The 19,645-nt window shown below is 70.5% G+C and carries 17 protein-coding genes and 1 other RNA gene; 7 read left to right on the forward strand and 11 right to left on the reverse strand.

The genetic code is table 11. The features are described 5' to 3' along the window. Window positions 1-9 precede the first annotated feature (9 nt). The 4 genes from QZV97_RS06275 to QZV97_RS06290 are packed head-to-tail and all read right to left on the reverse strand — an operon-like array spanning window position 10 to window position 3,122. Entirely contained in the window at window positions 10-828 is an 819-nt protein-coding gene (locus QZV97_RS06275) for a molybdate ABC transporter substrate-binding protein (protein ID WP_295640188.1), read from the reverse strand. After that, window positions 825-1,625: a substrate-binding domain-containing protein gene (locus QZV97_RS06280; protein WP_295640342.1), complete on the reverse strand. Its 801-nt coding sequence runs from the start codon at window positions 1,623-1,625 to the stop codon at window positions 825-827. Before QZV97_RS06280 ends, QZV97_RS06275 begins: the two co-directional genes overlap by 4 nt. 29 nt (window positions 1,626-1,654) lie before the next feature. Further along, window positions 1,655-2,368 (reverse strand): phosphate ABC transporter ATP-binding protein, encoded by a 714-nt coding sequence (locus QZV97_RS06285; RefSeq protein ID WP_295640192.1) that lies wholly within the window; start codon window positions 2,366-2,368, stop codon window positions 1,655-1,657. Next, window positions 2,361-3,122 carry an ABC transporter permease gene (locus QZV97_RS06290; protein WP_295640195.1) on the reverse strand — a complete coding sequence of 254 codons (762 nt, stop codon included), beginning with the start codon at window positions 3,120-3,122 and terminating at the stop codon, window positions 2,361-2,363. The genes QZV97_RS06285 and QZV97_RS06290 overlap by 8 nt, the downstream gene beginning before the upstream one ends. 101 nt (window positions 3,123-3,223) lie before the next feature. On the opposite strand from QZV97_RS06290, the gene QZV97_RS06295 reads away from it, so the two are divergent. The 6 genes from QZV97_RS06295 (at window position 3,224) to QZV97_RS06320 (ending at window position 9,161) form a co-directional block, all read left to right on the forward strand. Further along, window positions 3,224-4,390 (forward strand): substrate-binding domain-containing protein, encoded by a 1,167-nt coding sequence (locus tag QZV97_RS06295; RefSeq protein WP_295640198.1) that lies wholly within the window; start codon window positions 3,224-3,226, stop codon window positions 4,388-4,390. Next, on the forward strand, window positions 4,387-5,151 hold the full coding sequence (locus QZV97_RS06300; protein WP_295640201.1) for a fumarylacetoacetate hydrolase family protein: 765 nt from the start codon (window positions 4,387-4,389) through the stop codon (window positions 5,149-5,151). Before QZV97_RS06295 ends, QZV97_RS06300 begins: the two co-directional genes overlap by 4 nt. A gap of 136 nt (window positions 5,152-5,287) precedes the next feature. After that, a complete protein-coding gene (locus tag QZV97_RS06305) occupies window positions 5,288-6,322 on the forward strand; it encodes a hypothetical protein (RefSeq protein WP_295640204.1) in 1,035 nt (344 codons plus the stop codon). 29 nt (window positions 6,323-6,351) lie between these two features. Next, window positions 6,352-7,227 (forward strand): DUF3365 domain-containing protein, encoded by an 876-nt coding sequence (locus QZV97_RS06310; protein WP_295640207.1) that lies wholly within the window; start codon window positions 6,352-6,354, stop codon window positions 7,225-7,227. Window positions 7,228-7,285: 58 nt separating this feature from the next. After that, on the forward strand, window positions 7,286-8,806 hold the full coding sequence (locus tag QZV97_RS06315) for a serine/threonine-protein kinase (RefSeq protein WP_295640211.1): 1,521 nt from the start codon (window positions 7,286-7,288) through the stop codon (window positions 8,804-8,806). 136 nt (window positions 8,807-8,942) lie between these two features. After that, on the forward strand, window positions 8,943-9,161 hold the full coding sequence (locus QZV97_RS06320; protein WP_295640214.1) for a hypothetical protein: 219 nt from the start codon (window positions 8,943-8,945) through the stop codon (window positions 9,159-9,161). Window positions 9,162-9,179: 18 nt separating this feature from the next. Here the strand turns inward: QZV97_RS06320 and QZV97_RS06325 are convergent, their stop codons facing one another. The 5 genes from QZV97_RS06325 to QZV97_RS06345 all read right to left on the reverse strand — a co-directional run bounded on the left by QZV97_RS06325 (window position 9,180) and on the right by QZV97_RS06345 (window position 14,910). Next, entirely contained in the window at window positions 9,180-10,190 is a 1,011-nt protein-coding gene (locus QZV97_RS06325) for a 2-dehydropantoate 2-reductase (protein ID WP_295640217.1), read from the reverse strand. Next, window positions 10,187-11,701, reverse strand: coding sequence for a tripartite tricarboxylate transporter permease (locus QZV97_RS06330; protein ID WP_295640220.1), 1,515 nt, complete (start codon window positions 11,699-11,701; stop codon window positions 10,187-10,189). Before QZV97_RS06330 ends, QZV97_RS06325 begins: the two co-directional genes overlap by 4 nt. Before the next feature lie 2 nt (window positions 11,702-11,703). Further along, complete coding sequence (locus QZV97_RS06335; RefSeq protein WP_295640223.1) at window positions 11,704-12,177, reverse strand: tripartite tricarboxylate transporter TctB family protein; 474 nt, start codon at window positions 12,175-12,177, stop codon at window positions 11,704-11,706. 151 nt (window positions 12,178-12,328) lie between these two features. Further along, window positions 12,329-13,306 (reverse strand): tripartite tricarboxylate transporter substrate-binding protein, encoded by a 978-nt coding sequence (locus QZV97_RS06340; protein ID WP_295640345.1) that lies wholly within the window; start codon window positions 13,304-13,306, stop codon window positions 12,329-12,331. 80 nt (window positions 13,307-13,386) lie between these two features. Continuing rightward, window positions 13,387-14,910: an acyl--CoA ligase gene (locus QZV97_RS06345; protein WP_295640226.1), complete on the reverse strand. Its 1,524-nt coding sequence runs from the start codon at window positions 14,908-14,910 to the stop codon at window positions 13,387-13,389. A 215-nt stretch (window positions 14,911-15,125) separates the two neighbouring features. Here QZV97_RS06345 and QZV97_RS06350 point away from each other — a divergent pair, with 215 nt between their 5' ends. Further along, window positions 15,126-15,413, forward strand: coding sequence for an AraC family ligand binding domain-containing protein (locus QZV97_RS06350; RefSeq protein ID WP_295640229.1), 288 nt, complete (start codon window positions 15,126-15,128; stop codon window positions 15,411-15,413). A 55-nt stretch (window positions 15,414-15,468) separates the two neighbouring features. Here the strand turns inward: QZV97_RS06350 and ssrA are convergent. Together ssrA and QZV97_RS06360 are read right to left on the reverse strand one after the other, a co-directional pair. Further along, window positions 15,469-15,841, reverse strand: a transfer-messenger RNA (tmRNA) gene (gene ssrA / locus QZV97_RS06355). Between the two features lie 56 nt (window positions 15,842-15,897). Next, complete coding sequence (locus QZV97_RS06360) at window positions 15,898-19,620, reverse strand: DUF748 domain-containing protein (RefSeq protein WP_295640232.1); 3,723 nt, start codon at window positions 19,618-19,620, stop codon at window positions 15,898-15,900. Window positions 19,621-19,645 lie beyond the last annotated feature (25 nt).

Here is a 19,645-nt window from a genome sequence, read left to right on the forward strand (position 1 = left end):
GCGGCGGTTCTAGGGCTCGGCGAAGCCCTGGCGCCGCAGGATCGCCTGGCCCTCGGCGCCCAGCAGCAGATCGAGGAAGCGCTGCGCCCGGGCGCCCGACGCGCCCAACCGCACCACCCCGTAGTCGGCCGCCACGTTCACGTCGTCCGGCAGGTCGTGCAGCTGCAGCCCCGGAACCTCCTGCCGCGCCTGCAAGGCATTGGTGCAGTAGGTGACGAAGACGTCGGCCTGACCGCCTTCCAGCAGCGCGCCGTACACGCTGCGCCCGGTGGGCGGGGGCGGCGAGCCCGGCCCGCCCGTCAGCTGCAGCGCCTTGCGGTCCAGCGTCTCGTAGGCCCCGGCGTAGGGACCGCCTCGCGCCGCGAGCTTGCGGAACATCTCCCAAGTGTAGTCGCCCGACGGATCGGCCTTGGGCGTGGAGGTGCCGACACGCACGGCCGGGTCGAGCAGCCGCCCCAGCAGGTTGTCGGTCGTGACCCGGGCCTCGGGGCGGGCCAGCAGGCACAGGCGATTGCGTGCAAAGCGCTGCACCGCGCCCGCCTTGCCGGCATCGGCCAGGGCCTGCGGGTGCTGCATGTTGGCGGACGCGAACAGGTCCGCCTCCTCGCCGGCCACCAGCCGGTCCTTGAGCAGGCCCGACGCGCCGAACACGAAGCGGACCTTGCCGACCTCGGGCAGGGCCTCGTAGCGCCGGCCGACTTCGGTCAGCGCGGCGCGCAGGCTGCCGGCAGCGTAGACGACGAGCTCGGCCGGTTGCGCCGCCGCCCCGCCCGCGAGCCCCACGCCCATCGCCATCGCCAGCGCACGTGCGAGGTCGCCGCGCCTCACTTCGTGCCCGCGTTCGGGAAGAACAGCTGTTGACCGCCGATCTGGTAGCTCGCGATCGTCGCCTGGCCTTCGGCGGAGACGACCCAGTCGGCGAAGGCCTGCGCCAGCGCGGTCTTCGTGTGCGGATGCTTGGCCGGATTGGCGACGATCACGCCGTACTGGTTGAACAGCCGCTGGTCGCCTTCGACCAGGATGGCCAGGTCGCCGCGGTTCTTGAACGACAGCCAGGTGCCGCGATCGGCCAGCGCGTAGGCATTGCTCGACGCCGCGATGTTGAGCGCCGGCCCCATGCCGCAGCCGCACTCCTGGTAGGCGGCGTATCCGGCCTTGGGCGACTCGATGCCGGCGGCCTTCCAGTAGCGCAGCTCGGCCGCGTGGGTGCCGCTCTTGTCGCCGCGCGAGACGAAGGCGCTGCCGCCCTTGGCCAGCTTGCCGAGTGCCGCGACGATGTCGGTGCCCTTCACCGCAGCCGGATCGGCCTTGGGTCCGACCAGCACGAAGTCGTTGTACATGACCGGCTGGCGCTTGAGGCCGTAGCCGTCGGCGACGAACTTCTCCTCGGCCGCCTGGTCGTGGACGAACAGCACGTCGGCATCGCCGCGCCGCCCCATGTCCAGCGCCTGCCCGGTCCCCAGCGCGACCACCTTCACGTCGATGCCGCTGGCCTTCTTGAAGGCCGGCAGCAGGTGTGCGAACAGGCCGGACTGCTCGGTGGAGGTGGTCGACGCCATGACGATGTTCCTGTCCTGCGCCCAGCTTGCCCCCGACAGCGCCAGACCCGTCAGCGCCGCACCCATGACGCGCCACACCGCGCGCCTGTTCTCGTTCACCATGGCAACTCTCCCTTGAGAAACAACTTGGCTTCGGGCGGCAGCACCGCCCCGTCGAAGAACTGGGTGGCCGGCACGTCGGCCAGCACACGCCCCTGCTCCAGATAGACCACGCGCTGCGCCAGGCGCTTGACCTGGCCGAGGTTGTGCGATGCGATCAGCAGCGCGAGCCCCTGGTCGGCGAACTCGCCGAGCAGGTGCTCGACCTCGCGCTTGGCGCTGGGGTCGAGGCTCGCGGTCGGCTCGTCGAGCAGCAGGACGTCGGGCTGCAGCGCCCAGGCCCGCGCCAGAGCCAGCCGCTGCTGCTGGCCGCCCGAGAGAGCGCGCGCGGGCCGCTGGGCCTGATCGGCCAGCCCGACACGCTGGAGGGCCTCGACACTGCGCGTCCGGGCCGCGTCACCGCGCACGCCCGCCAGCCACAGGGCCAGCTTCACGTTGCCCAGGACCGAGAGCCTCAGCAGGAAGGGCCGCTGGAACAGCATCGCGATGCGCAACGGCCGACCGTCGACGCCCGTTGCCTGGCGCCGCTCGCCGCTGGTCGGCGGCAGCAGGCCGTGCAGCACGCGCAGCAGCGTGCTCTTGCCCGATCCGTTGGCACCGATGAAGGCCACTCGCTCGCCGGCCTGTATGCGCAGGTTGACCGAGCGCAGCGCGTCGAGCGTGCCGTAGCGCAAGCCGACCGCGTCGAGCGAAATCAAGGGCTCAGCCATTGGCCGCCCCTCCCGCCACCGGCACGGCGTCGGTCGCCGGGCCACTCGAACCGCCCGGGTGGTGGGTCGCCCACCAGCGCACCAGCGCGATCAGCACGTTGAGCAGCAACACCACGCCCAGCAGCACCATGCCCAGCGCCAGCGCCAGCGGCAGGTCGCCCTTGCTGGTCTCGAGCGCGATGGCCGTGGTCATGACGCGGGTGTGGCCGTCGATGTTGCCGCCGACGATCATCACCGCGCCGACTTCGGAGATGGCCCGGCCGAAGGCCGCCAGCAGCACCGTCAGCAGCGCCAGGCGCTCGTCCCACAACAGCAGCAGCCCGGCGGTCCAGCGGCTCGCGCCGAGGGACGTGAGCTGCTCACCGTTCTGCTTCCAGCTGTCGGCGATCGCCTCGCGCGTCAGGGCGGCCACGACCGGCACCACCAGCACCGTCTGCGCGATCACCATCGCGCCCGGCGTGAAAAGCAGCCCCCAGGACCCGAGCGGACCCGATCGCGACAGCAGCAGGTAGACCACCAGTCCGACCACCACCGAGGGCAGCGCGAGCAGCGTGTTCAGGACCACCAGCACGCTGCGCCGCCCGGGAAAGCGGGCCACGGCGAGCGCGGCCCCGCCGGCCAGGCCCAGGCCCGCCGCCAGCAGGCAGGCCGTGCCGCTGACTCCGAGAGACAGGCCGACCACCCGCAGCAATTGCGCATCGGCGTGCAGGATCAGCAACCAGGCCGTGCGCAGACTCTCGACAAAGGCATCCATTCCGGGGACTCGACTTGCGGACTTCGCGCTCACGCCTTTGCGGCACACTGCGACGCCCGCGATGCTATGGAGACCCCCGAGCGCCGGCGATATGAACAAGCATGCATAGCGACGACTCCCACCGACCCCTGCCCCTGCGCGGCCGCGCCGCGCACCGCGTCCAGCTGACCTACAGCCTGGGCGACGACGGCAGCCAGCAGCCGGTCCACCACCCCTTGCTGGCCTTGCTGGACGCGCTGCACGGCGGCGGCTCGGTGCTGGCGGCGTCGAAGGCGCTGGGCCTGTCCTACCGCCACGTATGGGGCGAACTGAAGCGCTGGGAGACCACCCTGGGCCGCTCACTGATCGTCTGGAACAAGGGGCAGCGCGCGCTGCTGACCCCTTTCGGCGAGAAGCTGCTGTGGGCCGAACGACGCGCCCAGGCCCGGCTGGCTCCGCAGATCGAGGCGCTGCGGATGGAGCTGGAGCGCGCCTTTGCCGACGCCTTCGACGACCGCGTCGATGTGCTCTCGGTCTGCGCCAGCCACGACCAGGCGCTGCCGCTGCTGCGCGAGCTGGCGCTCGCCGAGCAACTGCACCTGGACATCGAGTTCGCCGGCAGCCTGGACGCCTTGCGTGCGCTGGATGCCGGCCGCTGCCTGCTCGCGGGCTTTCATGTGCTGGACGGTGTCGCCAGTCGCTCGGTCAGCGCCCGGGCCTACCGGGCCCGTCTGCGGCCGGGCCATCACAAGCTGATCGGGTTCGCGCAGCGCGCCCAGGGCCTGATGGTGGCGGCGGGGAATCCGCTCGGCCTCGCCGCGCTGGCCGACTTCGTACGGCCCGGCCTGCGCCGGGTCGGCCGGCCCGAGGGCACCGGCACGCGAGTCCTGCTCGAGGAGCTGGCGCAGCGCGACGGCCTGGACCTCGGCGCCGACTATGCGTTGATCGAACCGTCGCACGTCGCCGCCGCCCAGGCGGTTGCCAGCGGCGCCGCCGACGTGGCCTTCGGCCTCGAGGCCGCGGCGCGCAGCGCCGGCCTGGACTTCGTGCCACTGGCCCACGAGCGCTACTTCCTCGTGACGCTGAAGAGCAGCCTCGATCTGCCCGCCGTGCAGCGGCTGGTCGCGCTGCTCGGATCGACCGCCTGGGCACAGACGCTGTCGGCGCTGCCCGGCTACCGGGCGACCGAGCCCGGGGCGGTGCTGGCGCTGACCAAGGTGCTGCCGTGGTGGAACTATCGCAACGAGCGCCCTGGCGCAGGCATCGTCGCTCGAAGGAGATCGGCATGAAGTGGTTGCGCTTCCGGCACGCGGACCGGGTGGGCTTCGGGACCCTGGACGAGGGGCACGTGCGCATCCACGAGGGCGACCTGTTCGCTACGCCGCGCGACACCGGCGAACGACTGCCCGTGTCCGACGTCGAGTGGCTGACGCCTTGCAGCCCCGGCAAGATGATCGGCCTGTGGAACAACTTCCAGGCGCTGGCCGAGAAGAACGGCTGGGCACGACCCGCCGAGCCGCTGTACTTCCTCAAGGCGTCCAGCAGCTTCGCCGCACACGGCGCCACGATCCGCGCGCCGGCCGGCGACGTGGGGCGCATCGCCTATGAAGGCGAACTCGCCGTCGTGATCGGCCGCACGGCACGCGCCGTGTCGATCGACGCCGCGGCGTCGCATGTCTTCGGCTACACCTGCGCCAACGACGTGACGGCCATGGAGCTGATCGGCCGCGACCCGAGCTTCCCGCAATGGGCGCGCGCCAAGAGCTTCGACGGGTTCGGCGTCTTCGGTCCGGTGATCGAGACCGACTTCGACTTCGCGCGGGCGACGCTGCGCACGCGAGTCGGCGGCCGCGAGCGGCAGAACTACGCGCTGTCGGACATGGTCTTCTCGCCGGCCGAGCTGGTGTCGCGCCTCTCGCAGGACATGACGCTCGAGCCCGGCGACGTGATCCTGTGCGGCACCTCGCTCGGCGTGATGCCGATGAAAGCCGGCAGCCAGGTCGAGGTCGAGATCGACGGCATCGGCGTGCTGAGCAACCTCTACGGCTGAGCGCTGATTCGAACCTAGGGGGCCGAACGAGAGGAAGCGGAGCTCGGCGGCTCCCTCATCCGGGCCGGTGATCGTCCCCCCTACGGACGATTGGTTCCTGCGACCCAGCCACTACCCTGCATGGTCATGGAGCGCGATGCTCCGGGAGTTCCTGACCATGCGACTCGATGCCCTGCTGCTGTCCGCGACGCTCGCCCTGCTCGGGTCGTCGGCGCCGGTCGCGGCGAACCCGTCCCCTGCGCCGGTCGTCACCATCGTGGACGGCGAAGCCCAGGTCATCCGCGAGTCCTCGCGCTTCACCGCGGTCGAAGGCCTGCGACTCGAGGCCGAGGACATCGTGCATACGGCCGACGGCACGCGCGTCGTGCGCATCGAGTTCAGCGACGGCTCGGCCGTCGACCTCGGGCCGGCCACTCGCCTGCAGTTGCAGCCGCGGCTCGCGGCCGAGAGCGGCACCGATCGCCCGTCGCGCCTGTATGCGCTGAGCGGCTGGTTCAAGCTCACGGGCTCCGGCCTCGGCCTGGCATCCCCGCGTCTCGACGCGACCGACGTCAGCGGCTCCGTGGTGCTGCGCATCGCCGACGACGCGGTCCTGGCCTTCGTCGAGTCCGGTGGCCTGCGCCTGGTCGAACGGGCTGCGACGCGGCCGCCTCTGACGCACGCGCTGAAGGACGGCGAGGCCTACGTCCGCCAGGGTGACGACGCCGGCACGCTGACGCCGAGACCCGGCGCGGCGATGCTCAAGGCGATGCCCCGCGCATTCACCGACTCGCTGCCGATGCGCGCTTCGCGGTTCCAGGACAGGCTTGTCGCGCCGCCTGCACCCACCGAGATCGCCTATGTCGATGTCGCGCCATGGATCCATGGCGAACGCGCACTGCGCTACGGCTTCGTCCAGCGCTGGCGCGGCAAGGCCCGCGAGCCGCAGTTCCGCAGCGCGCTGCTGGCCGAGCTCGCCATGCACCCCGAGTGGGACCGCACGCTGTTCCCCGAGAAGTACGCACCGCCCAAGCCGCGTCCGGTGGCCCGGGCGACGACGACGCCGGCGGCGGCTCCTCAGGTCGCGACCACGCTGCGCGCACCGCTGTTCGCCCCGGAGCTGCTGCCGCTGACCAGCGCCGCAACGCCGGACCGCAGCCCGCGTGTGCCGTCGCTGCCGCGCCTGCCCTGAATCCAGCGCTCCGGCGCGAAGGAAGCCTCATGAAGCTGCTGCTCAAGTTCAACCTGGTCTTCATCACCGTGTTCCTGCTCGGCCTCGGCGCCACCGGCTTCGTCACGCGCGAGCTGCTGCAGCGCAACGCGCAGGAAGAAGTGCTGCAGCACGCGCGCTTCATGATGGAGAAGGCGCTGGCCGTGCGCTCCTACACGTCGACCCAGGTGGCCCCGCTGCTCGAGACGCAGATGAAGTACAGCTTCCTGCCGCAGTCGGTGCCGGCCTTCTCGGCCACCGAGGTGCTGGCCAAGGTGCAGAAGAACTACCCCGAGTACAGCTACAAGGAAGCCACGCTGAATCCGACCAATCCCCGCGACCGCGCGGTGGAGTGGGAGGTCGACGTGATCTCGGAGTTCAGGAAGTCGACGACGACGAAGGAGTTCGTCGGCCAGCGCGACACGCCGGCCGGCCGGTCGCTCTACATCGCCCGCCCGATCCGCATTGCCGACGGCGCCTGCCTGCGCTGCCACAGCACGGTCGACGCCGCGCCCAAGACCCTGGTCGAGAAGTACGGGCCGGCCAACGGCTTCGGCTGGCATGTCGACGAGATCGTCGGCGCCCAGCTCGTGTCGGTGCCGATGGCCGTCCCGCTGCAGCGCGCAGAGCGCGCCTGGGGCGTCTTCATGGCGCTGCTGAGCGCGGTCTTCGTCGTCATCGCACTGGCGCTGAACGGCATGCTGTGGTGGATGGTCATCCGCCCGGTGACACGACTCTCGGCCGTGGCCGACCGCGTCAGCCGCGGCGACCCGTCGGCGCCGGCCCTGGTGCCGGCCAGCCGCGACGAGATCGGCGTGCTGGTCCAGTCCTTCGCCCGCATGCGCAAGAGCCTGGTGCAGGCGATGAAGATGCTCGAGACCGCATGAACACGACCTCGTCCGCCGACCGGTCGCGCCTGTCCACGCGCGCCACCTGGGGCCCGTCGTGAACGCCCGCGCCGACCTGCTGGAATCCGCGCCGCCGGGCCAGGAGCATCCGGCCCGCCTCGGCAAGTACGTCCTGACCGGCGTGCTCGGCGAGGGCGCGATGGGCACGGTCTACAAGGGGGTCGATCCGGTGATCCACCGCGCCGTCGCGGTCAAGGCGATCCGGCGCCACCTGTTCGACGTCCAGTCCGGCAGCATCTCGGCGGCGCAGCGCTTCCGCAACGAGGCCCAGGCGGCCGGGCGCCTGTCGCACCCCGGCATCGTCTCCGTCTACGAGTACGGCGAGGAAGCCGGCACCGCCTACATCGCGATGGAGTACGCACAGGGCTGCTCGCTCGGCCAGTACCTGGCGCTGCCGCTGCGCCTGCCGGAAGCTGACGTGTTGAGTCTGATGGTGCAGCTCCTCGAGGCCCTGCACTACGCGCACGAGCAGGGCGTGTGGCACCGCGATGTCAAGCCGGCCAACCTGATCATCACGTCGGAGGGGCGGCTCAAGGTCACGGACTTCGGTATCGCCCGCATCGAGTCGAACGCGCTGACCCAGTTGCAGCACACGCTGCTGCTCATCGGCTCGCCCGGCTACATCGCGCCGGAGCGCTACACCGGCGAGGCGCCCGATCAGCGCGTCGACCTGTTCTCCTGCGGCGTGCTGCTCTACCAGATGCTGACCGGCGTCCCGCCCTTCGCCGGCACCGACTCCGAGGTCATGTACCAGGTGCTGCAGCACGAGCCGACCGCACCGTCCAAGGTCGAAGGCACGCTGCCGACCGAAGCCTGCTACGACGACGTGGTCGCGCGCGCCCTGGCCAAGCGGCCCGTCGATCGGTTTGCGAGCGCCCTCGAGTTCCGGGACGCGCTGCTGTCGCTGGCCTCGCGGCCGGTGAACCGCCGGCTGTCGACGGCGCTGATCCGGGGCATCGAAGCGGTCACCGATGCGCGCGCCACCACGCCGGTCGGGCCGCGGCTGCCGATGCAGTCGCAGCCGCAGCCGCGGGTCGACAGCCTGCCGGCCGCCGTACCGAAACCCCCACAGGCCACCGGCCCGGCCTGGGAGGCCACGCAGCTCAAGGCGATCGAGATCCTGCTCGCCGAACACCTGGGACCGCTGGCACGCGTGCTGGTGCAGCGCCAGGCCGCCGTGACGCCCGCTGGCGATGTTGCCGCCCTGACCGAGACGCTGGCCGCGGCGGCACTGGCGGCGGACGATCGCAAGCTCTTCCTCGCCGCCGCCGCGCGACTGCGGCCGGGCGCGGTCGTCGCGGCGCCACCGCCGCTGCGTGCGGCACCGCCGACGCTGGTGCTCGAAGTTGCCGGCGCACAAGCCCTGCAACCAGCGACGCTGGAGGCCGCCCAGGCCCTGCTGGCGGCGCACATCGGCCCGATTGCCCGGCTGATGGTCAAGAACGCACTGTCCGTCGCCGGTGACCGCGACAACTTCTTCAAGGTGCTGGCCGACCTGGCGGCCGACTGCATCGACCGACAGCGTCTGCTCGACGAACTGGCGCGTCTGCCCCGTTGATCGCCGCGTGCACTTCGGGACTCGCACCGTGCCAGGCTTCTCGCTTCCTGCCCCTCCACCCCCGAAGCACGGCATGGAAGCGCCCCGCTGCAACGCCTAGCTTTCAGACATGCAGCACCGCGATCGGAATCCCGCCATGAACACCGCCACGACGCCCCAGCCCCGCCCGCGTTACGAACTGAGGTTCCGCTCGCTGTTCGACGACGGCCGGGCCTACGCCTTTCCCTGCGACGCCGCCGGCCACGTGGACATGGACGGCCTCAGCGAGCGGGCACGCCACAATTACCTGTACGCACGCACGGTGATCGGCCGCGAGGTCGCGATGCCCGCGGTGCAGCCGAGCGCGACGCACTGAGACGCCGCGCTCGCCGCGTCAGCCCAGCGCTTGCACGGCGAGCCGGCCCTTCGCGTCGCCGAGCGTCTTGCCCAGCAGGCTGGTCGCCGCGTAGATCGCGTCGATCGTCGGCGTCGGCGTCGCGGTGATGCGAGCCAGCTCGACGACGCTGCCGACCAGCGCCTGCAGCTCCAGCGCCCGACCCGCTTCCACGTCCTGCAGCATCGAGGTCTTGTGCGCGCCGACCGCCTCGGCGCCCGCGATGCGCTGGTCGAGCGAGACCTTGAACTGCACGCCGAGCTTCTCGCCCACCGCCTGGGCCTCGCGCATCATGCTGGCCGCGAGCTCGCGCGACAGCGGGTAGCGACAGATGTCTTCCAGCGTCGCGTGCGTCAGCGCGCTGATGGGATTGAAGCTCAGGTTGCCCCACAGCTTGACCCAGATCTCGCCCCGGATGTCCTTGCTGACCGGACTCTTGAAACCGGCCTTGATCATGGCCTGCGACAGCGCCTCGATGCGCGGGCTGCGCGTACCGTCGGGCTCGCCGAGGGTGAAACGGTTGCCCTCGATGAGTTTCACGACGCCGGGCGCCACCAGCTCGGCCGCCGGGTACACCACGCTGCCGATCACGCGCTCGGGCTCGATGTGGGCCGCGATCGCGCCGTCCGGGTCGACGCTGGACAGCGCCCGGCCTTCGTACGGCCCGGCCAGCTTGTGGAAGTACCACCACGGCACGCCGTTGATCATGGTCACGACCACGGTCTGCGGGCCGAAGAGGTCGCGCAACTCGGGCAGCAGGTCGCGCACCTGATGCGCCTTGACCGTCAGCAGCACCGCATCCTGCGGCCCGGCCTCGGCCATGCGCTGCACGGCCTTGGCGGTCGGTGCGTGCTGCTCGCTGCCGTCCTCGAGCATCAGGCGAAAGCCGTTGGCCTGGATCGCCGCCAGATTCCTGTTGCGCGCGATGAAGGTCACGTCCTCGCCGGCGATCGCCAGCTTCGCGCCCAGGTAGCCGCCGATCGCGCCGGCCCCGACGACGGCGATCTTCATGCCGCGCTCGCGCCTTGCTCGCGGTTCTTGGCCCGCGCCTTCAGGGCACCCCACAGCGGCCACAGCAGCAGCAGGATCGCCAGCGAGGCGATGCCGCCGACCAGCGCGTTGGACCAGAAGATCGACAGGCTGCCCTCGGACAGCAGCATCGCCTGCCGGAAGCTGGACTCCGCGCCCTTGCCCAGCACCAGCGCCAGCACCAGCGGCGCCAGCGGGTACTTGAGCTTCTTGAAGAGATAGCCGAAGACGCCGAAGACCAGCATCATCACCACGTCGAACATCGAGTTGTTGACCGTGTACGCGCCGATCGCGCACACCACGATGATGACCGGCGCGATGATGGAGAACGGGATCCGCAGGATCGCGGCCCACCACGGCACCGTGGTCAGCACGACGATCAGGCCGACGATGTTACCGAGGTACATCGACGCGATCAGGCCCCAGACGAAGTCCTTCTGCTCGACGAAGAGCATCGGCCCCGGCTGCAGGCCCCAGATCAGCAGGCCACCCAGCAGCACGGCGGCGGTCGGCGAACCCGGCACGCCGAGCGTGAGCATCGGCAGCAGCGCCGACGTGCCGGCGGCGTGCGCCGCGGTCTCGGGGGCGACCACGCCCTCGATCTCGCCCTTGCCGAAGCCCTGCGGGTTCTTCGACATGCGCTGCGCGACGCCGTAGCTCATGAAGGACGCCGGCGTCGCGCCGCCCGGCGTGATGCCCATCCAGCAGCCGATCGCGGTGGAGCGCAGGAAGGTCTTCCAGTGGCGCCACAGGCCGGCCCAGGTCTGGAACACCACCGTCGGGCTGATCTTCGCGCTCTTGCCCTTGAACGCCAGGCCCTCCTCCATCGTCAGCAGGATCTCGCCGATGCCGAACAGGCCGATCACCGCGATCAGGAAGTCGAAGCCCTTGAGCAGTTCGGTGCTGCCGAAGGTCATGCGCAGCTGGCCGGTGACGTTGTCCAGACCGACGCAGGCGAGCGCAAAGCCCAGCATCATCGATGCGATCACCTTCGCCGCCGGCTCCTTGCTCATGCCGACGAAGCTGCAGAAGGTCAGCAGGTAGACCGCGAAGAACTCCGCCGGCCCGAACTTCAGCGCGAACTTCGCCAGCAGCGGCGCCAGGAAGGTGATGACGATGACGGCGATCAGTGCGCCGACGAAGCTCGAGGTGAAGGCGGCCGTCAGGGCCTGCGCCGCCTTGCCCTGCTGCGCCATCGGATAGCCGTCGAAGGTGGTCGCCACGCTCCACGGTTCGCCGGGGATGTTGAACAGGATCGACGTGATCGCCCCGCCGAACAGCGCCCCCCAGTAGATGCAGCTCAGCATGATGATCGCCGAGGTGGGATCCATGCTGAAGGTCAGCGGCAGCAGGATCGCGATGCCGTTGGCGCCGCCCAGGCCGGGCAGCACACCGATCAGCACGCCCAGCGTGATGCCGATCAGCATGAACAGCATGTTCTTGGCCGTCAGGGCGACGGCGAAGCCATGCATCAGGTTGTTGATCTCTTCCATGCTCAGAGCCCGATCAGCCGCTCGAGGGGACCCTTGGGCAGGGGCACCAGGAACCAGCGCTCGAAGACCACGAAGAAGACCAGCGGAACGCCGACCGCCACCGCCGCCGACAAGGGCCAGCCGAACTTGCCGTGCCGGCGCATGAAGTAGCCGATCAAGGCAAACGACGCGACGTAGATGCCCAGCAGCCAGATCGCGCCGACGTAGATCGTCATCGGCAGCAGCATCGCCATCACCAGCGCGATCTGCTCGCGCTCGGCGAATACCGGGCTCGTCTTCTTCCAGGCGATCAGTGCCTTGATCAGCACCCAGCCGCTGGAGCCGGCCAGCATCAGGCCGATGTAGAAGGGAAAGTAGCCCGAGCGCGGCCCGTCGTCGGCCCAGCCGATGCCCACACGCAGGCTGTCGGCGATCACCAGCGCGGCCAGCGCCAGCAGGAAGGCGGCCACGGCCACCTCGGGCCAGCGCGTCCCCACGCCACGGTCTGAAGAATCTGAGTTCATAGGTATCCGCTCAACGGTGCCAACGATGGCGCATCGACCCGGCAGTCGCCGCGGATCCGGCGCCGCCGGTCCGCCATCGGCGCGCCCCGGCAAGGGAGCGCCGACGGCGCAACGGGGGTGATCGTCACTGGGCCAGGAAACCCGCTTCCTTCATCAGGACGCGGTGCATCTGCTCGTTGCGGCCCAGCCAGTTGAAGTACTCCTCGCCCGTCATGAAGGTCTGGTTGAAGGCACCTTTCTCCATGAAGTCCTTCCACTCGGGCAGCGCGCGGACCTTCTTGAACAGGTCGATGTAGAAGTCGACCTGGTCCTGGGACACGCCCGGGGCCATGAAGATGCCCCGCAGCATCACGTAGTCGACCGGCAGGCCGGCCGAGCTGCAGGTCGGCAGATCGGCCCAGGACTGGGTCGCCGTCAGCTTGGTCTTGTACGGCATCGGCTGCTTGTCGAACACGCACAGCGCGCGCAGCTTGCCGGCCCGCCAGTGGCTCTCGGCCTCGATCGGGTTGTTGACGGTCGAGTTCACGTGGCCGCCGACCAGCTGGACCGCGACATCGCCGCCGCCCTTGAAGGGCACGTAGGTGATCTTCTTGCCTGCGGCCTTCTCGACCAGCACGGTGATGATCTGGTCTTCCTGCTTCGATCCGGTGCCCGCCATCTTGAAGCTGCGGTCCCCGCCGGCCTTGACGGCCTGGACGTAGTCCTTCGCGGTCTTGTAGGGCGAATCGGCGTTGACCCACAGCACGAACTGGTCGAGCGCGAGCATCGCGACCGGCGTCATGTCGCGCCAGTTGAACGGCACGCCCGTCGCGAGCGGCGTCGTGAACAGGTTCGACAGCGTGATGACGATCTTGTGCGGGTTGCCCTTGTCGCCCTTGACGTCGAGGAAGCCCTCGGCGCCGGCGCCGCCCGACTTGTTCACCACGACGATCGGCTGCTTGGCCAGGTTGTTCTTGGCGACCACGCCCTGGATGAAGCGCGCCATCTGGTCGGCACCGCCGCCGGTGCCCGCCGGCACGACGAACTCGATCGGCTTGCTCGGCTCCCAGGCGCCGGCGGCCGGGGCGAACAACGCGGCGCAAGCAGCCGCTGCAGCGGCCAGGCCGCGCCAGGGTTTGAACGGAGTAGCTGCCACGTCATCGTCTCCTTCGTTGTGAACTGCCTTGAGGATGGAAAGCGTGTTCAGGCGAGGCCGAGCTTGGCCGCCAGCCCGATGCGCTGGAGCTTGCCGGTCGCTCCCTTGGGAATCTCGTCCATGAACAGGATCTTCTTGGGCACCTTGTAGTCCGCGGCGCGCCTGGCGACGAAGTCCTGGATCTCGCGCTCGGTGGCGCTGGCGCCGTCCTTCAGCACGACCACGGCAGCGACTTCCTCGCCGAGCTTGGCGTGCGGCATGCCGAACACCACGCACTGCCCGACCGCCGGATGGTCCATCAGGATCTCGTCGACCTCGCGCGGGCTGATCTTCTCGCCGCCGCGGTTGATGATCTCCTTCAGGCGCCCGGTCAGGCTGAGGTAGCCGTCGGCGTCCTTCGACCCCTGGTCGCCGGTGCGGAACCAGCCGTTGCGGAAGCCTTCGGCGTTGGCCTTCTCGTTGTTCTCGTAGCCGGCGGTCACGTTGAGGCCGCGAATCACGATCTCGCCGATCTCGCCGGCCGGGAGGATGGCCCCGTCGTCGCCCATGATCTCGACCTCGGGGCCTGCCGGCAGGCCGACCGCGCCGGGCTTGCGCGCCTTCGGGGGCAGCGGGTTGCTGGCCATCTGGTGGGTCGCCTCGGTCATGCCGTAGGCTTCGATCAGCGGCGCCTTGAAGACCTCTTCCAGCTCGCGGATGACCTGAGTCGGCATCGACGACGAGGACGAACGCAGGAAACGCAGCGGATGGCGCGCGATCACGTCCATGTTGCCCTTGGCGCGCTGCAGGATGGCCTGGTGCATCGTCGGCACGGCCGTGTACCAGGTGGGCTTGGCCTCGTCCATCCAGGCGAAGAACTTCAGCGCGTTGAAGCCGGGGGTGCAGAACACCTGCGAGCCGGCCGAGATCGGTGCCAGCACGCCGGCGATCAGCCCGTGGATGTGGAACAGCGGCATGATGTTCAAGCCGATGTCGCTCGGCGTGAACTGCAGCGTCGTGCGGATGTTGGCCGCCGACGCGAACAGGTTGCCGACCGACAGCGGCACGATCTTCGGCCGTGAGGTCGTGCCCGAGGTGTGCAGCACCATGCCGACGTCGGCCGGCTCGCCGTAGCCGCCCTGGACCGCCGGCGCCACCGCCGACGCCTTGCGCGGGACGAGACGGAAGCTGCCGGCCGGCGCCCCGGCCGGCACCACCAGGTCGGCGATGCGCACGCCCAGCTTGGCGGCCACCTCGATCGCCGGCGAGCTGCTGTCCTGCTCGACGATCAGCAGCTTGGCGTTCAGGTCCGAGAGATAGAACTCGAACTCGTCGGCGCGGTAGGCCGGGTTCAGCGGCGCGCTCGTCGTACCGGACGCGCAGGCCAGGTAGCAGGTCGCCATCTCCGGCCCGTTGGCCAGCACGATGCCGACGCGGTCGTTGCGGCCCACACCCAGCGCATTCAGCGTGGACAGCGTCTCGTCAACCAGCGTGCGCAGGCCGGCATAGCTCAGCGGCGCGCGGCCGGGGGCGGAAATGGCTGTGGCACCGTCGGCGCCTTGGGAGAGCAGTTGCTTCAGCGTGGCTTGCATCGGTGCGGAAGGCGAGAGAAACCGGGGGCTTGCGGCCGGGGCCGCGCGAGCCGCGTAGCGTACCAGTCCGGGCCCCGGCGGCGGAGGTCGAGCGCGCGGTTATACCGTCCGCTCACGCAGGCCATCGGATGCCGATTGCCGAAACCGCCCCCCTGCCGACGGGGGTCGCCGGCCGACGCCACAATCGCGCCACGCAGCAGCCCGGGAGTTCCGCGATGACCCAGCCCCTGGACGTTTCCGCCTTCGATGCCGCCGCCCTCGCCCAGGGCTACGAGCAGGTGCTCGACCGCGTGTGGGCGCCCCTCACCGTGGTCGAGACCCACACCCATCCCTTCGCCGCGAAGGCGATCGTGACCCAGGGCGAGATGTGGCTCACCGTCGGCGATGAAACTCGCCACCTGCTCCCAGGCGACGGTTTCGAGCTGGCGCGCGAGGTGCCGCACTCGGAGCGCTACGGCCTGGAAGGCGCGACCTACCGGGTCGCGCGGCGCGCCGGCAGCTGAAGCGACGGCGGCAAGAAAAAGGCCCGGATCCTCGTCGGAGCCGGGCCTTCGTGTCTGGTGGAGCCGGGGGGAATCGAACCCCCGTCCGCAAGCCATCACCGGGTAGATCTACATGCTTAGCTGCCTGATTTGAGTCTCATGACGCCGTCGCGCAGGAGCACGCTACGGACGCCACCAGTCACCTAGATCTCGCTGAACGCCAAGTAACCCGACGAGCAGCCAGCCGATGTGAATGACGTCTCAGCCTTCTGCCTTGCGGCTTGGGCCCGGCCCATCGGCCTGCCGTTGAGACGCTCACCGGTGTTTAAGCGGCGAGGGCGAAACGTTCGTCGTTCGCAGTTGGTTTGTTTCAGCTGGATTTACGAGCTCACTGATGCTCGGCATGCACCACTCCAGATCCGCACCCACGTCGAAACCAGGTCGGCCCCAGAACTGTGGATTGTAGGTGGCGCCGTCGGTGCGGGTTTCAAGTCGGGCCGGCGGCTCACTTGAGCGCGAACCCGACGCGCGCGCTGCCGCCCTTGTCCTCGATGCCCTCGGCTCCCAGCCGCGAGGCCGTCAGCAGCACGCGCTCGGGCGGCACCTTGGCGGCGAGGTAGGCCTTGACGCGGTCGCCGCGCTGATCGGCCAGGGCGCGCAGCGGGCCCTCGCCGACCGGTGCACTCTTGAGCAGCAAGGCCTCCATCTCCGCCGGCGGCAGGCTCTTCGCAAAGCCGACGAGGTTGCGCGGCTTCTCCTTCAGGTCGGCGGCCTTGTACGCGGCCTCGAGCCAGCGGCTGCGTTCGGCCGGCTCGATCTTCACGCTGTCGGGCAGCTCGCCGGTGGACCTGGCCTTGGCGACGCGCATCAGGCGGTCCAGGTGCTGGGCGCGCAGCGCCGCCTCGTCGACGGCCGGATCGGCGCGGCCCGTCGCCTCGAGCTTCAGGGCCGGACGATCGTTCAGCGCCTTGGCCAGCGTGTCCAGGCGCTGCCGGCTGGCGTCGCCGAGGTCGCTGGAGCCGGCGGCGAACTCGACATAGCCCAGCTCCTGCCCGCCACCGCCGAAGGCGCTGGCCAGCAGCGAGAACGGCGCGGTGATGGCCTTGGTGATCAGGTTGACGATGACCCGCACGATGATCCCGCCGATCGAGAACTTGGGATCGTCCAGGCTGCCGCTGATCGGCAGGTCGATGTCGATCACGCCGTTGCGGTCCTTCAGCAGCGACACCGCCAGCAGCACCGGCAGCTTGAGCGCGCTGGGGCTGTCGACCTTGTCGCCGAAGGTCAGTTGGTCGAGGTAGAGGTTGTTCTCGGCTTCGAGCTTGCCGTTCTCGATCTTGTAGCGGACCTTCACCGAGAGCGTGCCCTTCTCGATGCCGTAGCCGGCGTAGCGACCCGAGTAGGCGGTGAGCCGCGTGATGTCGATGCCGCGCGCGCTGGCGGTGATGTCGGTGGCCAGGCGCGGGCCCAGCGGATGCATGCTGCCGCCGATCTCCAGCGGCGCGCTGCCGTCGACCTTGCCGGAGATCTTGACGGTCGCCGGTTGCGGGTCGTTCCAGGCCAGCGCCGAGACTTCGCCGCCGATGTCGGTGAGCTTGGCCGAGTAGTTGGGGCGGATGAAGTTGTCGGTGAAGTCGACGACGCCGCCGGCTAGGCGGATGGCCCGCCAGCGCAGCTGCGGCGGCGGCGCAGCGGGTGCCGGCCCCGAGGCCGCGGGGTCGGGAGCCGATGCCGCGGCCTGGGTCGGCGGTGGTGATGGTGACGGTGATGGCGACGAAGCCGGCGCCTGACCCGCGCCGCCGGCCTCGGGCGTGGTCAGCGAGCGCGGGCCTTCCTCGCCGGCGCGCTTGGCGATGTCCAGCAGGTTGAGCCGGCCGTCGGCGTTGACGATGACGCGGCCGTAGAAGTCGTCCAGCGTCACCTCGCCCAGGTCCGCCTCGAGGCCCGACGGCTGCCAGCCCAGGTCGGCCGCGTCGAGCTGCAGGCCCTTGAAGCGCAGGAACTCGGCCTGGTTCAGCTGGTCCAGTGCGCGCACCTCGTTGAGCGCGACGCGCCCGCGCCAGCGCACCGCCGACACCGCGTCGCGCGCCGTGCCTTCGAGGCGCAGCTCACCGGCGGCGCTGGCCTTGGCCGAGACGAGCGAGAGGTTCACGCGCGGCTCCAGGTAGGGCTGCAGCATGCGCAGGTCCAGCGCGCTCACGTCGAGGCGGCTGCGCAGCGCCAGGGGCTGCGGCCGCAGCGTTCCGCCGGCCTTGATGCGGCCGCCATTCAGCACCTGGGTCGCGAGCTCGAAGCTCAGGGTCTGCGCCAGATCGCTGTCGAGCTTGCGCAGGCTCAGGTCGGTGCGGGCGACCCCGAAAGCCGCCGGCGGCGTGACGCTGCGGTCGCTGAACGACAGCGCACAGCCGCCGCAACGCAGCTCGCCGATCTGCCAGCGAGGTGGCGGACCGCCGTCACCCGCGGCCGCCGGTGCCTCGCTCCGGGGCGCTGCCGGAGGCGCCCAGGCGATCGCGCCGCGCTCGTCGCGCGTCGCCTTGAGGTTGAGGCCTTCGAGCGTCAGGCTGGCCAGCTGCGCGACGATCGGCTCACCGCGACGCCCCTGGACCTGGAGGCCCGCCACCGCGAGCTGCGGCAGCACCAGCCGGTCGGCGGCGGCCTTGCCGCGATCGACCTTGCTGCCGGCAGGTTGCAGCTGCAGCCCGGTCAGCTGCAAGGCGGCGTCGCTGATGGCCCAGCCGTGGGCGCCGATGTCGGCCTCGGCCCGGGCCGACACGCTCGCGTCGATCAGCTGGACCGGCAGCAGCGACTGCCAAGGCGCGAGCCACGGCAGGGGCTTGAGGTTCGCGGCATCGACCTTGAGTCGCGCATCCTGCGTGCCGGGCACGAGCTGCCCATCGACCTGCAGCCTGGCACCGTGCGCATCGGCCAGGGCCAGCGCGAGCGTGGCCGGCGGTGCGTCGACGGCGCCGTCGAGCCCCGTCAAGCCAACGGTGATCGGCGACACGAGCTGGCCCTGCGGCCACGCCGGATCGCGCAGCGACACCTGCCCCTCGGCGAGGTCGACCTGGCCGACGCGCCATTGCCAGGCCTTGGGCGCCGCTTCGGCGGCCGTGCGTGGCGCCGAGGCCGCGCTGGCCGCTGCGACCGGCGCCGACAGTGCCAGCCGGTCCGTCCCGGAAGCCGGCGGCTTCGCGAGCAGCCGCGGCAGGTCGATCTCGACCTTCGGCGCCTGCAGTTGCAGCGTCGCGGCCGTGACGCTCCGCTCCAGGGGCTGCAGGTCCAGGCCCTGCACGGCGAGGCGGTCCAGCGCGAGCGCGATGCCTTGGTCCGGCAGGCGCACCTGCAGTTGCGAGAGGCCCAGGTCGCCGCTGATCCGCAGGCGCGGCGGCGCCGGCGACGGGAGCTGCTCGAAGGCGATGTTCAGGGTGAGATCGAGCTGCCCGCCGCCGACATCGACCGGCAGCCGCTGCGACAGCAGCGGCGCCAGCGCGCCGACCCAGCGCGGCACGTCGATCTGCTGCCAGTCCACGGCGATGGTCGATCGCTGCCCCTCGTGGAAAGGCTGGGCCTTGCCCTGGACGTGCAGCCGGCTGCCATTGACCACGGCGTCGACCAGCGGCTCGACGTCGATCGCCACCTGCGAAGGCAGGTTGGACACGAACGGCACGCCGACGCGCAGGCTCTCGATACGGTGCTCCGTGCTCGTCACCCGGTCGGCCAGCTGGATGAGGCCGTCCTCGACGCGGATGTTGTAGACCGCAAAGCGCGCGGGCTCGTCGTCGCCCTTCGGCTGCGCCGGTCGGCGTGCCAGCGCCTCCAGCATCGGCGTCACGTTGTAGCGGTCGGTGGCCAGTCGCTCGAGTCTGATCTGCGGCTCGCGCACGAGCACGCGTTCCAGCACCGGCGCCAGGCGCCACAGCGAGGCCGTCGACACGTCGGCGCGCAGCTCGGCGACGCGCAGCCAGGGCGCGTCGGCCGGCCCGAGCTGCAGGTCCAGCACGCCGGCCTCGAGCTTCCACGGCGCGATCTCGATGCGACCCAGCTTCAGCGGCGCGCCGAGCGCCTCGCTGGCGGCCGCCTCGATGCGCGGCTGAAGAAAACGCGGCAGCCACCAGCCGCCGACCACGGTCCACAGGAGCGCCATTCCGACCAGCACCGCCAGCGAGCGGCGCAGCCAGCGCGGCACGGCAGCGGCCGGCGCGGCGAGGCGGGAAGCAAGGGACTGCATGGGGCGAGGCCTCGGACTCGGCGCA

The organism is uncultured Methylibium sp. (genome assembly GCF_902826655.1).
Classification (GTDB): Bacteria; Pseudomonadota; Gammaproteobacteria; order Burkholderiales; family Burkholderiaceae_C; genus Methylibium.